The sequence below is a fragment of the Enterobacter sp. HK-058-C-ECC genome, from assembly GCF_047531125.1.
In the GTDB taxonomy this organism is placed as follows: domain Bacteria; phylum Pseudomonadota; class Gammaproteobacteria; order Enterobacterales; family Enterobacteriaceae; genus Enterobacter; species Enterobacter quasiroggenkampii.
This window is the reverse complement of the sequence record NZ_JBLKCH010000003.1, coordinates 260,220-274,534: the sequence shown is the minus strand read 5'-3', so window position 1 is coordinate 274,534 and position 14,315 is coordinate 260,220. Positions and strand designations below refer to the sequence as shown.

At 56.8% G+C, this 14,315-nt stretch carries 17 protein-coding genes; 4 read left to right on the top strand and 13 right to left on the bottom strand.

Annotation, left to right across the window (positions count from 1 at the left end; genetic code table 11):
* Positions 1 to 9: 9 nt before the first annotated feature.
* The 5 genes from hemW to ACMWJS_RS09380 are packed head-to-tail and all read right to left on the bottom strand — an operon-like array spanning position 10 to position 3,324.
* Positions 10 to 1,152, bottom strand: coding sequence for a radical SAM family heme chaperone HemW (gene hemW / locus ACMWJS_RS09400; protein WP_414746979.1), 1,143 nt, complete (start codon positions 1,150 to 1,152; stop codon positions 10 to 12).
* Positions 1,145 to 1,738 carry an XTP/dITP diphosphatase gene (locus ACMWJS_RS09395; RefSeq protein WP_414746978.1) on the bottom strand — a complete coding sequence of 198 codons (594 nt, stop codon included), beginning with the start codon at positions 1,736 to 1,738 and terminating at the stop codon, positions 1,145 to 1,147. Before ACMWJS_RS09395 ends, hemW begins: the two co-directional genes overlap by 8 nt.
* A gap of 3 nt (positions 1,739 to 1,741) precedes the next feature.
* The gene (gene yggU / locus ACMWJS_RS09390) at positions 1,742 to 2,038 is read right to left on the bottom strand and encodes a DUF167 family protein YggU (RefSeq protein WP_045909934.1); all 297 of its coding nucleotides are present in this window, start codon (positions 2,036 to 2,038) and stop codon (positions 1,742 to 1,744) included.
* Positions 2,035 to 2,601 carry a YggT family protein gene (locus tag ACMWJS_RS09385; RefSeq protein ID WP_045909933.1) on the bottom strand — a complete coding sequence of 189 codons (567 nt, stop codon included), beginning with the start codon at positions 2,599 to 2,601 and terminating at the stop codon, positions 2,035 to 2,037. The genes yggU and ACMWJS_RS09385 overlap by 4 nt, the downstream gene beginning before the upstream one ends.
* Positions 2,602 to 2,622: 21 nt before the next feature.
* Positions 2,623 to 3,324 carry a YggS family pyridoxal phosphate-dependent enzyme gene (locus ACMWJS_RS09380; protein ID WP_045909932.1) on the bottom strand — a complete coding sequence of 234 codons (702 nt, stop codon included), beginning with the start codon at positions 3,322 to 3,324 and terminating at the stop codon, positions 2,623 to 2,625.
* 17 nt (positions 3,325 to 3,341) lie between these two features.
* Between ACMWJS_RS09380 and ACMWJS_RS09375 the strand changes: the two genes are divergently transcribed.
* Complete coding sequence (locus tag ACMWJS_RS09375) at positions 3,342 to 4,322, top strand: type IV pilus twitching motility protein PilT (protein WP_414746977.1); 981 nt, start codon at positions 3,342 to 3,344, stop codon at positions 4,320 to 4,322.
* Positions 4,323 to 4,332: 10 nt separating this feature from the next.
* Here ACMWJS_RS09375 and ruvX read toward each other — a convergent pair whose 3' ends face one another.
* The 8 genes from ruvX to metK form a co-directional block, all read right to left on the bottom strand.
* Complete coding sequence (ruvX, locus tag ACMWJS_RS09370; RefSeq protein ID WP_021242076.1) at positions 4,333 to 4,749, bottom strand: Holliday junction resolvase RuvX; 417 nt, start codon at positions 4,747 to 4,749, stop codon at positions 4,333 to 4,335.
* Entirely contained in the window at positions 4,749 to 5,309 is a 561-nt protein-coding gene (locus ACMWJS_RS09365; protein ID WP_008499752.1) for a YqgE/AlgH family protein, read from the bottom strand. The genes ruvX and ACMWJS_RS09365 overlap by 1 nt, the downstream gene beginning before the upstream one ends.
* 87 nt (positions 5,310 to 5,396) lie before the next feature.
* Entirely contained in the window at positions 5,397 to 6,344 is a 948-nt protein-coding gene (gene gshB, locus ACMWJS_RS09360; RefSeq protein ID WP_063622415.1) for a glutathione synthase, read from the bottom strand.
* A gap of 19 nt (positions 6,345 to 6,363) precedes the next feature.
* Complete coding sequence (rsmE, locus tag ACMWJS_RS09355; protein WP_021242075.1) at positions 6,364 to 7,095, bottom strand: 16S rRNA (uracil(1498)-N(3))-methyltransferase; 732 nt, start codon at positions 7,093 to 7,095, stop codon at positions 6,364 to 6,366.
* Positions 7,096 to 7,147: 52 nt separating this feature from the next.
* Positions 7,148 to 7,855, bottom strand: coding sequence for a deoxyribonuclease I (endA, locus tag ACMWJS_RS09350; RefSeq protein WP_325818875.1), 708 nt, complete (start codon positions 7,853 to 7,855; stop codon positions 7,148 to 7,150).
* 94 nt (positions 7,856 to 7,949) lie between these two features.
* Positions 7,950 to 8,447, bottom strand: coding sequence for a SprT family zinc-dependent metalloprotease (locus ACMWJS_RS09345; protein ID WP_021242073.1), 498 nt, complete (start codon positions 8,445 to 8,447; stop codon positions 7,950 to 7,952).
* 58 nt (positions 8,448 to 8,505) lie between these two features.
* Positions 8,506 to 9,903: a galactose/proton symporter gene (gene galP / locus ACMWJS_RS09340; RefSeq protein WP_414746976.1), complete on the bottom strand. Its 1,398-nt coding sequence runs from the start codon at positions 9,901 to 9,903 to the stop codon at positions 8,506 to 8,508.
* A 426-nt stretch (positions 9,904 to 10,329) separates the two neighbouring features.
* A complete protein-coding gene (gene metK / locus ACMWJS_RS09335; RefSeq protein ID WP_014885184.1) occupies positions 10,330 to 11,484 on the bottom strand; it encodes a methionine adenosyltransferase in 1,155 nt (384 codons plus the stop codon).
* Positions 11,485 to 11,622: 138 nt separating this feature from the next.
* Here metK and ACMWJS_RS09330 point away from each other — a divergent pair, with 138 nt between their 5' ends.
* The 3 genes from ACMWJS_RS09330 to speA all read left to right on the top strand — a co-directional run bounded on the left by ACMWJS_RS09330 (position 11,623) and on the right by speA (position 14,264).
* Positions 11,623 to 11,793 carry a hypothetical protein gene (locus ACMWJS_RS09330; RefSeq protein ID WP_045335271.1) on the top strand — a complete coding sequence of 57 codons (171 nt, stop codon included), beginning with the start codon at positions 11,623 to 11,625 and terminating at the stop codon, positions 11,791 to 11,793.
* 354 nt (positions 11,794 to 12,147) lie between these two features.
* Complete coding sequence (gene yqgB / locus ACMWJS_RS09325) at positions 12,148 to 12,279, top strand: acid stress response protein YqgB (RefSeq protein ID WP_127312443.1); 132 nt, start codon at positions 12,148 to 12,150, stop codon at positions 12,277 to 12,279.
* An 8-nt stretch (positions 12,280 to 12,287) separates the two neighbouring features.
* Entirely contained in the window at positions 12,288 to 14,264 is a 1,977-nt protein-coding gene (gene speA / locus ACMWJS_RS09320; protein ID WP_008499744.1) for a biosynthetic arginine decarboxylase, read from the top strand.
* The last annotated feature ends 51 nt before the right edge of the window (positions 14,265 to 14,315 follow it).

The window sequence follows — 14,315 nt, the reverse complement described above, 5'->3', positions numbered from 1 at the left end:
AATCAGCCTTCAGGAATCTTCGGCGAGGAACAGCTCAAGAAGGGAGTTCAGGAACAGTTTGCCGTGCTCGGTGATCTGCCAGTAATCATCACATTCCTTAAGATATCCCTGGGCCAGCGCCTCGTCGATCTGCGGGCGAATCACCGATTCCGGCAGCCCGGTGTACAGCGCAAACTCCGCGCGCGGCGCGGCTTCCAGCAGGCGGAAGCGGTTCATAAAGAATTCAAACGGTTTATCCGCCGCCTCGACGTCGTGCTGACGCTCCAGGTAGCGGCCTTCCATATACCCGCGCGGGTGACGGGTTTTGGCGGTGCGCAGAATGCGCCCATCCGGGAAAGTCACCTTACCGTGCGCGCCGCAGCCAATCCCGAGATAGTCGCCAAAGCGCCAGTAGTTCAGGTTGTGCTGACACTGGTAGCCCGGCTTCGCATACGCCGACGTTTCGTACTGCTGATAGCCCGCAGCGGTTAAAAGCCTGTGACCCTGCTCGAAGATATCCCACAGCGCGTCGTCATCCGGCAGCACCGGCGGGCGCGAGCCAAACAGGGTGTTGGGCTCGATGGTGAGCTGGTACCACGAAAGGTGCGGGGGATTCAGCGCAATGGCCTGGCGCAAATCGTCCAGCGCCTCTTCCAGCGACTGATCCGGCAGGCCGTGCATCAAATCGAGGTTAAAGCTGCGAAGATTAAGCCCGGTCGCCAGGTTTGCCGCACGCTTCGCCTCTTCCGGGCCGTGAATACGCCCCAGGCGCTTCAGTTTCGGCTCGCTAAAGCTCTGCACGCCGATGGAGATGCGGTTAACGCCCGCGCGCTGATAGTCGACAAAACGGTCGGCCTCAACGGTGCCGGGGTTGGCTTCCATCGTAATTTCAGCATCCGCTGCCAGGTTCAGGCGCGCACGCACGCCGTCCAGCAGCGTTTGCATCGCCGGGCCTGACAGCAGGCTCGGCGTACCGCCACCAATGAAAATGGTCTTAACTTCACGTCCCTGTGCGTAAGGTACATCGGCGTCCAGGTCGGCCAGCAGATGCGCAACGTAGTCATCGTGCGGCACTTCGCCCTTCAGCGCGTGCGAGTTGAAATCGCAGTACGGGCATTTCTGCACGCACCACGGGATGTGAATATAAAGACTCAGAGGTGGCAAATTAGCCATTACGCAGTGCTTCCAGTAACAGTTTCAGCGCGCGTCCACGGTGGGATATCGCGCTTTTCTCTTCGCGGGTCAGTTCCGCAGCGGTTTTGCCCTCGGAAGGGACAAAGAAAATCGGGTCATAACCAAAGCCGCCGTTGCCAGCCGCTTCACAGGTAATCACGCCCGGCCAGCTGCCGTGGCAGACGATCGGCGTCGGGTCCTCCGCGTGACGCAGATAGACCAGCACGCAGTGGAACTGCGCGGTGCGCTGCTCGTCCGGGACGTCTTTCAGGGCGACAAGCAGCTTTTCCAGATTCTGCTGGTCGGTAGCGTCAACGCCGGAATAGCGCGCGGAGTAGATCCCCGGCGCGCCGCCAAGGGCGTCTACGGCCAGGCCGGAGTCGTCGGCAATCGCGGGCAGCCCCGTAATCTGCGCGGCATGGCGTGCTTTGAGGATCGCGTTTTCGATAAACGTCAGCCCCGTCTCTTCGGCGGAATCCACGTCAAGATCGGTCTGGGCGACCACGTCCAGACCAAAATCATTTAATAGCGAGGCCAGCTCGCGCACTTTACCGGCGTTGCCGGTCGCGAGAACAACTTTCTGCATGGTTTAGTCCTGTTCTGTCAGAGCCGCGACTTCCGTCGGGATAGATTGCGGATTAAGGATTTTTACCTGTTTATGTCGCCCCAGTTCGCCTTTTTCAATGATGACCTGGCTTTTGGCGACGCGAAACTGTTTTGCCAGATATTTGGTCAGATGCGCGTTCGCCTGGCCGTCAACCGGCGGGGCAGTGATGGCAACTTTTAACTCGTCGCCATGCAGCCCAACAATATTGTCACGGCTGGCTTTCGGCTGAATATACAGCCGTAAAACCAGCCCGTCAGCGCAGGTGCTTACTGCACTCATAGCGCCATCCACAGCCCCGGCAGCAGCATATCGCCCGTGGACTGCAGCAGTTCAGCGATCCCCATGTTGATCACATAGAGCAGCAGAACCAGGATCATCGGCGAAAAATCGATGCCGCCCATAGACGGAAGCAGGTTACGGATTGGACGCAGCAGCGGCTCGGCCAGCTGAATCAAGGCATATTCTACCGGGCTACGGCCCTGGCTCACCCAGCTCATGATCGCCATAACCAGCAGCACCCAGAAAATCAGCAGGCCGATGGTTTTGATCAGAATCAGAACGGCGGCAATCCAGATAATCGGCTGGAAGGTGATGACCATAAACAGCACGATCGCTTTGATAACGCTCAGAATAAACGCCACCAGCAGAGACGAGCTGTCGATGGGACCCATGGCCGGGATAATACGGCGCAGCGGTCCGACAACAGGTTGCGTGATTTTCACGACAAACTGCGAGAACGGATTGTAAAAATCACAGCGGGCCCACTGCATCCAGACGCGCAGCAAAAGCGCCATCGTGTACAGCTCAATGACCGTTGAGAGCAGGAAAGTCAACGTCTTCATGGCGTTCCTCAGGTTTCCTTATTATTTTGAGTAGTCGCGCGCACCGAAAATTGCCGTGCCGATGCGCACCATCGTGCTGCCTGCCGCAATGGCGGCTTCCATATCATCCGACATGCCCAGAGAAAGCGTGTCTACCGTGTGATAGCGCGCTTTAAGCGCCTCAAATGCTACAGCCATTTGCTGTGCCACGGCAAACTGCCTTTCATAACTTGACTCAGGCGCCGGGATTGCCATCAAACCACGCAGAGTTAAGCGCGGCAGTTCGGCCACTTCGGCTGCCAGCGCATCCAGCTCGCTCAGCGCAATGCCGGACTTGCTGTTTTCGTCACTGATGTTGACCTGAATCAGCACGTTAAGCGCTGGCATCTCTGCCGGACGCTGGTCGTTCAGACGCGTCGCAATACGCAGGCGATCAATGGTGTGACACCAGTCGAAGTGCTCTGCCACCAGACGGCTTTTGTTCGACTGCAGTGGGCCAATAAAGTGCCACTGCAGATCCGTCTTCCCCTGTTCCTGGAAGTAGCGAATTTTATCCACGCCTTCCTGCACGTAGTTTTCACCAAACGCCCGTTGGCCTGCGTCAATGGCTTCTGCGATGGCGCTCGCAGGCTTGGTTTTACTGACTGCAAGCAGCGTAATTTCTTCTGAAGCCCGGCCGCAACGCGCTGCGGCGGCTGAGATTTTGTCCCGGACCTGTGCCAGGTTATGCGCAATGTCGTTCATTTTCCGAGGAGTAGTCTATGGATGTGGAAGAAATTGTGGCCCTTAGTGTAAAGCATAACGTCTCCGATCTACACCTGTGCAGTGATTCGCCACCCCGCTGGCGCAGAACAGGCCGCCTTGAACCGGCACCGTTTCCTCCTCCCGATGTCGGGGCGTTGTTAAAAGCGTGGCTCAACGATGAGCAGCAGGGGATATGGTGGGCCAGCGGGCAGGTGGATTTTGCCGCGACGGTGGCGGGAGGCCAGCGCCTGCGCGGCAGTGCCTTTAAGCAGATGCGCGGTGTCTCTGTAACGCTACGGCTGTTGCCGCGTATCTGTCCGCAGCTCGCTTCACTGGGAGCGCCGAGGGTCATCCCGGAACTGTTAGCCAATGAGTCCGGGTTGATTCTGGTGACGGGGGCGACCGGCAGCGGTAAATCCACGACGCTGGCGGCGATGGTCGATTTTCTCAACCACCATACTGACGGCCATATCCTCACGCTCGAAGATCCGGTGGAATTTATCTACCAGAGCGAGCGTTGCCTGATCAAGCAGCGGGAGATTGGTCAGCACAGCCCGTCATTTGCCGACGCGCTGCGCAGCGCCTTACGCCAGGATCCTGACGTGATTCTGCTCGGGGAGCTGCGCGACAGCGAAACGATCCGCCTGGCGCTGACGGCAGCAGAGACCGGGCATCTGGTGCTGGCGACCCTGCATACGCGCGGGGCATCGCAGGCGATCGAGCGGCTGGTCGATACGTTCCCGGCGCAGGAGAAAGATCCGGTGCGTAACCAGCTGGCCGGCAGCCTGCGGGCGGTGCTGGCGCAGAAACTGCTTCCCGATCTTCAGGGCGGGCGCGTCGCGCTGTATGAACTGCTGGTGAATACCGCCGCGGCGGCGAATCTGATACGTGAAGGGAAAACGTGGCAACTTCCCGGCATCATTCAAACCGGTCAGCAGGCAGGCATGCAGAACTTTGACCAGAGTCTGGCGGAGAGACGGGCGCAGGGGCGGCTGTAGGCCCCTGTGCTTAAAAGCCCTGCTCGAAATAGCTTTCGAGGATGATGACGGCAGAAGCGGAGTCCACGCTGCCTTTGTTCAGCGCCCGGAAGCCGCCGTGCTCAAACAGACCCGCGCGCGCTTCGACGGTGCTCAGACGCTCGTCGTGCAGCTTCACGGAGACGCCAAAGCGGCCATGGATTTTATTGGCAAACTTACGCGCCCGGGCGGTCAGCGGCTGTTCGGTACCGTCCATGTTCAGCGGCAGCCCGACAATCACGTCATCCGGCTGCCACTCCTTGAGCAGGCGCTCAATGAGGTTCCAGTCCGGCGTACCGTCGTTGGCTTTCAGGGCCGTAAGCGGGCGCGCGGTACCGGTGATGCGCTGCCCCACGGCGACGCCGATGCTTTTGGTACCAAAATCGAAGGCCAGAAGCGTTCCGCTCATCAGGCGTGCCCCGCTACGCCAGGCATGGTCAGAATATCAATACCAATCAGTTTCGCCGCGTCGCGCCAGCGATCGGCTATCGGCGTTTTAAACAGGATATTCATGTCCGCAGGCGCGGTGAGCCAGGCGTTATCGAGGATCTCCTGCTCAAGCTGGCCTTTCTCCCACGACGAATAGCCCAGCGCCACCAGCACTTCAGAAGGCTGCTCTGCGGTGCCCAGCGTTTCGAGCACGTCACGCGAGGTCGTGATAACGGTGTTGTCGGAGATGCGAATGCTGGAAGAGAATACTGGCGGCGTATGCAGGATAAAACCGCGATCTTCTGCGAGAGGTCCACCCAGCATCACGGGCTTATCAAGCCGGATTTCCGGCAGTCGCGCTTCAGCCGGGATTTTCAGCTTGTCCAGAATCCCTTCAACCTGAAGATTTTCCAGCGGTTTATTAATGATAATGCCCATCGCGCCGTCTTCATTGTATTCACAAATATAAACCACGGCGCGGCGAAAAATCGGGTCCTGGAGAGCAGGCATGGCAATAAGAAAGTGATGCTGTAAATTCATTGTCAGAGGTACTGTTTCCTGGTTTAAAAAGCGACAGCGCCCAGTATGGGGACAAACTCAGGCGCTGTCACTAATAGTATTGTTAGGTTATTTTTGTAAACGTTTTTCGATAGCGTCCATCAGCATGCCGGTGATTGAGACAGGGAATTCCGCCTCAATTTCACGAATGCAGGTCGGGCTGGTGACGTTCACTTCGGTCAGACGATCGCCGATGATATCCAGTCCGACGAAGATCAGGCCTTTGGCTTTCAGCGTAGGGCCAACGCGGCGGGCAATTTCCCAGTCGCTTTCGGTCAACGGACGCGGCTCACCACGGCCACCGGCCGCCAGGTTACCACGGGTTTCGCCACCCTGCGGGATACGCGCCAGGCAGTAAGGGACCGGTTCGCCATCCACCACCAGAACGCGTTTGTCGCCGTCTTTGATCGCCGGAATATAGTTCTGCGCCATGCAGTAACGCGTGCCCAGTTCGGTCAGCGTTTCGGCAATCACGCCAATGTTCGGATCGCTTTCCTTCACGCGGAAAATCGACGCGCCGCCCATGCCGTCCAGCGGCTTCATGATGATGTCGCCGTGCTTCTGCCAGAATGCTTTCAACTGGGCTTTGTTGCGGGTCACCAGGGTTTCCGGCGTCAGGTCAGAGAACCAGGCGGTATAGAGCTTCTCGTTACAGTCGCGCAGACTCTGCGGCTTGTTGACGATCAGCGTGCCTTTCTCTTCTGCACGTTCGAGAATATAGGTGCAGTAGATGTACTCGGTGTCGAACGGCGGATCTTTACGCATCAGAATGACGTTGAGATCGGCCAGCGCAATGTCCTGCTCGGTGCCGAACTCATACCATTTGTCGTAGTTCTGCTCGACGTTAACGATGCGGGTGCGGGCGCGGGCTTCACCATTGATCAGGTAAAGATCGTTCATCTCCATATAGTGGAGTTCATAGCCGCGACGCTGCGCTTCCAGCAGCATAGCGAAGCTGGAATCTTTCTTGATGTTGATGTTTGCGATGGGGTCCATCACGATGCCGAGCTTGATCATCTTTCTCTCCAATAATGCGTCAACCCAGATCGCCAAACCGTACCTGTAGCGCGGTAATGGCCGTGAGTGCCGTTGTCTCAGTGCGCAGAACGCGTGGTCCCAACAGAATATCAGTAAACTGGTAACGTGCCGTCATCGCAATTTCGTCCGCCGACAGGCCACCTTCGGGGCCAATCAGCAGGCGAACGCGCTCAACGGGCAGCGGCAGCGTATTGATGCTGGCGCTGGCGCGCGGATGAAGATTGAGCTTCAGCCCACTGTCCTCTTCTGCACACCACTCCTCCAGGTCCATCGCCGGGCGGATCTCAGGAATCCGGTTGCGACCACTCTGTTCGCAAGCCGCGATGGCAATTTTCTGCCACTGCTGGATCTTTTTGTTCAGACGTTCCGCATCCAGTTTAACGCCACAGCGCTCAGAAAAAAGTGGCGTAATGAGGCTTACACCCAGTTCAATGGATTTCTGGATCGTGAACTCCATTTTCTCGCCGCGCGACATCACCTGGCCCAGATGGATGTGCAGCGGTGATTCCCGGTCATCCACTTCACCGCGCAGGACGTTCACGTGTACGCTTTTTTTATCTGCCCGCGTAATTTCGGCGTCGAAAACCTGGTTCGAGCCGTCGAACAGCTGTATTGCCTGACCGGCGCCCATGCGCAGCACGCGGCCAACGTGGTTGGCGGCGTCATCAGACAGGGCGATTTCGCGGCCTGCGGTAATCAGTTCAGGATGGTAAATGCGGGGAATGCGCATAGTCAGAAATTCCGTGTCTCATACGATGTAAGCGAATTGCCGCTAGTGTAGGTTAGCTCTTTTGCGCCTGGCAAGCCCGCTGGACGTAAGGGTTGTGATTCCCCTGGACTCTGGCGATACGTTCGTCGCGCTGGCATTCCCACTCCGTCACCGGGTACTGCTTGTCCCAGGCGTTGAACAGCTGCGTCTGCTGGCGGGAAAGGTTGAGATCGTAACGGTCACGCATATAGAAATAGGTGCGGGCAATGCTGCCGCGCGCGCGGGCAGGGGGCTCGGCGACTTTCTCTTTAAAATCAATCTTCATACCGCACTGGCCGTACTGGCCTTCGCCACCGTTCCACTGGCTGTACATGAAGTTACCCCGGTCGCCGTTCACTTCACCTACGGCGGGCTGCAGGTTATGCATATCGCTTTCCATCTGGCGGTAAACCGGGTCTTTGGCACAGTTTTTACGTCCGCCATCCTGCCAGCACTGGCGCTGGTGGCCAAACTGCCATGCCGGAACGACATGTTCCCATTCAATACGGCTGGCGCGGTTTTCGTTTTTACGCACCTTGTAGCCGCAGGACTCAAGGTCAACGACCCCTTTTTTACCCTGCCAGTTAATTTTACAGCCGCAGTAGAAATCGCCCGGCACGTCGGCGTTGACCTTAACACCGGCCGCTTTGGCCTGAGAGAAACTGGTGATACCGTCGGCCAGGGCGTGGCCTGAGAGCGCTGTCGTCAAAAAGGCGACCGCAAGAGAAAAATTACGGGACATCTTACACTCCGTGTCAAAACGAGCCCGCAACGTAACGAATGTTGTTCCTGTATGCAATCAGTCAGATCAGGAAAGTTCCTGAAAGTTCAGATAATTATTCCGCCACCAGCGGCTCGCCGCATTTGACGCAGCGGTAGGTCGCCTCGCCGCGCACCACGCGATTATGGCGACGGACGGTAAGCTGGTGCTGCTGGCACTGACAGCGGTAGGGGAAGGTATTGCGGCGTACCGATTCCAGCTCGAACTGATGCGTGCGGCGGGCCGGAACGCCGAGCACCGCCTCCATCATCCACTTCCACTCTTTTCCATGCGGCGCGACGCGGCCAAAGTGTTTCCACACCAGCAGATGCGCCAGCTCGTGCGGCACCACTTCATCGATAAACGCCTGCTGGTTTTCCATCATCAGCACTGGGTTAAGGCGGATCTCATACGACTCAAGCCAGGCGGTACCGGCCGAGGTGCCACGCTGCTGGTAGACGAGTTTGGGTTCAGGGTAGTTGCGACCGAGTTTCAGGTTCGCCTGGGCGAGTTTTTCCCGCAGGCTGCGCATAACGGCCTGCTGAATGGCGATGGGGAGACGGGGTGCTTTCATAGGGGCAGAGCATAAAGCGCGAAGCGGGGAGGCGCAAGAGGCGCCTCCCGTAAGAGGATCAGTCGTGGGCGCCGATTTCGCGCAGAGGACGACCTTTCATCAGGTTACGTTCAATATGTTCCAGAGACACGTGTTTGGTTTCTGGAACCAGCCAGATGGTCAGCACAATAAAGAAGATGTTCAGACCGGCGTAGACCCAGAAGGTGTTTGCATTGCCCAGGGTATTGAGCATGGTCAGGAACGTTGCGCCGACGATCATGTTAGCAATCCAGTTGGTTGCGGTAGAGCAGGTGATACCAAAATCACGCCCTTTCAGCGGCTGGATCTCAGAGCACAGCACCCAGATCAGCGGACCGGCGCTCATCGCAAACCCGACGATAAACATCAGCAGCATGCCTACCGCAAAGTACTGGGCGGTTGGGGAGTGAATGCCCACATGCATCATGGTACCGAGGACGCCCATACCGGCCGCCATTACCAGGAAGCCCAGCGTCAGGGTTGGCTTACGTCCCCAGCGGTCCACCAGACCGATGGCGATAAAGGTTGCCAGCACGTTGGTCAGACCCACGATGACGGTCCCCCACATCTGCTCGGTGGTGTTGGTATAACCCGCCAGCTCAAAGATTTTTGGCGCGTAGTACATGATGACGTTCATCCCTGTGAACTGCTGCATCACCTGCAGCAGTACGCCAAGGAAAACGGCGCGACGGAAGTTGCTGTTCTCTTTAAACAGCGCCCAGCCGGACTGTTTGACCTTCAGGCTTTCGCGGATCTCTTCCAGCTCGTTTTTCGCTTCTGCGCTGGTATCGCGCAGGCGCATCAGCACGCGTTCGGCATCGTGGAAGCGACGTTTTGCAGCAAACCAGCGCGGGCTGTCCGGCAGGAAGAAGACGCCAATCAGCAGCAGAACTGCAGGGATGATGATCACGCCGAGCATCCAGCGCCATGCGCCGCTGTAGCTAAACGCCGTATCGGAAAGGTACGCGCCCAGGATACCGATGGTGATCATCAGCTGGTACATCGAAATCATACTGCCGCGGATTTTCTCCGGCGCAATTTCAGACAGGTAAAGCGGGGCGGTATAGGACGCCACGCCGACGGCCAGACCGAGCAGAATGCGGGAAACCAGCAGGACCTCAACGTTAGGCGCTGCGGCAGAGAAGAGTGAGCCGGCAACGAACAGGATCGCGCCGATCATCAGGCTCTTTTTACGTCCGAGCTTGAAGGAGAGCCAGCCGCTGCCGACGGCCCCGACGGCCGCGCCAAACATCATGGAGCTCACCACCCACTCCTGGGTGTGAGCGCTGATCTGGAACTCGTCAGTGATGAAAGGTAATGCACCGGCAATCACGCCGATATCCAGGCCAAAAAGTAATCCTGCCAGGGCGGCGAGGAAACAGACGAAGAATGTTATCGCCTTGTTGGACGTACGCCCCTGTTTTTTATTGTCAGGCATTATGCCCTCCAGTTGGGTTATCAGTTTTATTGATGTTAAGGGTAGGTGAGCGACCCGTAAAAATATGTGAGATTAATCACATTGGTGTAATCGGTTACACTTGCGTGTAACCGTAAATAAAATTAAGGCTTTGAAAATATAGAGGTAAATGAGGTGATGCGCATCGCGAAAGGACACATTTCAGACTTAACTGAAAGGGAATGTAACAGCAGAAGAAAGGCGATCACGCAAAGAGAATATTCTGAAAGCGGAAGACATCCGCTGCGGTGTAATCGGTTCCAAACGGTGCGCCTTTCAGCCGGGTGGCGGCTGCGCCTTACCCGGCCTACAAAAACTCCGTACCCGTAGGTCGGGTAAGGCGTAGCCGCCACCCGACAAAAAAAAGGCCAGCCCGAAGGCTGGCCTTTTAAAAGCGATGGCAGTCGATTACTTCAGACCGGCAGCTTCACGCAGCAAAGCGGCTTTGTCGGTTTTTTCCCATGGGAAATGTTCACGACCAAAGTGACCGTATGCAGCGGTTTCTTTGTAGATTGGGTGCAGCAGATCCAGCATCTGAATCAGGCCGTATGGACGCAGGTCGAAGAACTCGCGCACCAGCAGGGTCAGCTGTTCTGAAGGCACTTTCTCAGTACCGAAGGTTTCAACCATGATGGAGGTGGGTTCAGCCACGCCGATAGCATAGGAAACCTGAATCTCACAGCGGTCAGCCAGGCCGGCAGCCACAATGTTTTTCGCCACATAACGTGCCGCGTACGCTGCAGAACGGTCCACTTTTGATGGATCTTTACCGGAGAATGCGCCGCCACCGTGACGCGCCATGCCGCCGTAGGTATCAACGATGATTTTACGACCGGTCAGGCCGCAGTCACCCATTGGGCCGCCGATAACAAAGCGTCCGGTTGGGTTGATGAAGAATTTGGTGGCGCTGCTCAGCCATTCGGTTGGCAGAACCGGCTTGATGATCTCTTCCATCACTGCTTCCTGCAGGGATTTCTGATCGATCTCTTCGGAATGCTGGGTGGACAGAACGACCGCATCAATACCGACAATTTTACCGTCGTCGTACTGGAAGGTGACCTGGCTTTTTGCATCCGGACGCAGCCACGGCAGGGTGCCGTTCTTACGCACTTCAGCCTGACGCTGCACCAGACGGTGTGCGTAGGTGACCGGTGCTGGCATCAGCACGTCGGTTTCGTTGGTTGCATAGCCGAACATCAGGCCCTGGTCGCCCGCGCCCTGTTCCAGCGGATCGGCACGGTCAACGCCCTGGTTGATGTCTGGAGACTGTTTACCAATCGCGCTCAGTACCGCGCAGGAGTTGGCATCAAAGCCCATATCAGAATGCACATAACCGATCTCACGCACCGTGTTACGGGTGATCTCTTCGATATCAACCCATGCGCTGGTGGTGATCTCACCGCCAACCAGAACCATGCCGGTTTTGACATAGGTTTCACACGCGACGCGCGCTTTTGGATCCTGCGCGAGGATCGCATCCAGCACCGCATCGGAAATTTGGTCAGCAATTTTATCAGGATGTCCTTCTGATACGGACTCGGACGTAAACAGGTGTTTTGCCATGTTTTATTTCACCTAAGAGGAATTTGGTTAGCTCAAGCTGCTGTGTGGAATAGCCAAAGGAGATAATTCTACCAAGGCCTGCAGGTTTTTGACACTGGCAGTATGAGTGTTAATCAGTATAGATGGATTAACATCTGGATGGCTATTTTAGGTCACTTCTTCACCCGATTTCCAGTTTTTTTTGACTCATCTCTCACTCAGTTGAAATTGCTGCTGGCAAAAATTCCTGACGGTGCTGGCAACACGCGCATTTTTGTTTTGCTTTTTAGCCCCCTTCTCGGTATAAAACGCGGCGCGCGGCTCATATAAAATAAGCGCTCGATGAACTCATCGTGTCGCCACTTCCAGCCGGGTAAAGCAGTGAACTTTTAGCTTTGGCTTGGGGTCCGTTTCAGCAGAGGCGGCCGTGGAGGTGATACGAGATAATGAACCATCGTTTTCCGCTAATTCAGCGCAGCCGTTCTGGCGCGCATTTGATTCCCGCAACCCGCATTTCTAGTCTGCAAACCTGCCGATGTTATACCCATCTCGGCGCTTCTCAGGATTCCAGGGCCGGCCACGCTTTGTGAAAACTGAACAAGGGCGCTCTTGTTAATACAAGAGTTTTCTCGTGGTTTCGCCGAACCTTGTCATACAGAGTTCGGATACGTGTTTTACAATGATATGAATAAGAAACCGGTCGCACGGTCTGGATTTCAGCATACTCTGCTGGGAAACGGAGCCGTTTATGGGTTGTTATCGCCGTATAACGCTGCGATAGTAGTCAACTGTTTTACACTTAATACAAAGAGTTGAGGTTCGCTATGTCTGACGACATGTCTTCTTTTTCGCCTTCGTCAGCGGGCGAACAGGGTGTACTACGTTCTATGCAGGAGGTTGCGATGAGCTCCGAGGAAGCCAGCAAGATGCTGCGCACTTACAATATTGCCTGGTGGGGCAATAACTACTACGACGTCAACGAACTGGGCCACATCAGCGTCTGCCCGGATCCGGACGTCCCTGAAGCGCGCGTGGATCTCGCCAAACTGGTGAAAGCCCGTGAAGCTCAGGGCCAGCGTTTGCCTGCACTGTTCTGCTTCCCGCAGATCCTGCAACATCGCCTGCGTTCGATTAACGCCGCGTTCAAGCGCGCGCGTGAATCCTACGGCTATAAAGGCGACTACTTCCTGGTTTACCCCATCAAGGTTAACCAGCACCGCCGCGTGATCGAATCTCTGATCCACTCCGGCGAGCCGCTGGGTCTGGAAGCCGGCTCCAAAGCGGAGCTGATGGCGGTTCTGGCCCATGCGGGCATGACCCGTTCAGTGATCGTCTGTAACGGCTATAAAGACCGTGAATACATTCGTCTGGCGCTGATTGGCGAGAAGATGGGCCACAAGGTCTATCTGGTTATCGAGAAGATGACTGAAATCGCCATCGTGCTGGAAGAGGCCGAGCGTCTGAACGTGGTGCCACGCCTTGGCGTGCGTGCGCGTCTGGCGTCACAGGGTTCCGGCAAATGGCAGTCCTCCGGCGGCGAAAAATCCAAGTTCGGCCTGGCGGCGAACCAGGTGCTGCAGCTGGTAGAAATTCTGCGCGAGCGTGGTCGTCTGGACAGCATTCAGCTGCTGCACTTCCACCTCGGCTCGCAGATGGCCAACATTCGCGACATCGCGACCGGCGTGCGTGAGTCAGCGCGTTTCTACGTTGAGCTGCACAAGCTTGGCGTGAATATTCAGTGCTTCGACGTGGGTGGCGGCCTGGGCGTGGACTACGAAGGGACCCGCTCGCAGTCTGACTGCTCTGTGAACTACGGCCTGAACGAATACGCGAACAACATTATCTGGGCGATCGGCGATGCCTGTGAAGAGAACGGCCTGCCGCACCCGACGGTGATCACCGAATCCGGTCGCGCGGTCACCGCGCACCATACGGTGCTGGTCTCGAACATCATCGGCGTTGAGCGCAGCGAAACCACCGAAGCGACGCCGCCGGCAGACGATGCGCCGCGTTCCCTGCAGAGCATGTGGGAAACCTGGCAGGAGATGCACGAGCCGGGCACGCGTCGTTCCCTTCGCGAATGGCTGCACGACAGCCAGATGGACCTGCACGACATCCACGTCGGCTACTCTTCAGGCACCTTCAGCCTGCAGGAGCGCGCGTGGGCGGAACAGCTCTATCTGAACATGTGTCATGAAGTGCAGAAACAGCTCGACCCGAGCAACCGTGCGCACCGTCCGATTATCGACGAGCTGCAGGAGCGAATGGCGGATAAGATCTACGTCAACTTCTCGCTGTTCCAGTCGATGCCGGATGCATGGGGTATCGATCAGCTGTTCCCGGTTCTGCCGCTGGAAGGGCTGAACCACGCCCCGGAACGTCGCGCGGTGCTGCTGGACATCACCTGTGACTCTGACGGCGCAATCGACCACTACGTTGATGGCGACGGTATCGCAACGACGATGCCAATGCCGGAGTACGACCCGGAGAACCCGCCGATGCTGGGCTTCTTTATGGTCGGCGCGTATCAGGAGATCCTCGGCAACATGCACAACCTGTTCGGTGATACCGAGGCGGTTGACGTGTTTGTCTTCCCTGACGGCAGCGTGGAAGTTGAGCTGTCTGACGAAGGGGATACCGTGGCGGACATGCTGGAATACGTTCAGCTCGATCCGAAAACCCTGCTGACGCAGTTCCGCGACCAGGTGAAAAACACCGGGCTGGACGATGCGCTGCAGCAGCAGTTCCTGGAAGAGTTTGAAGCGGGTCTGTACGGTTATACGTACCTGGAAGACGAATAACGCACGAATGGGGCGTTAAAAAAGGGTCTGACGAAAGTCAGACCCTTTTGT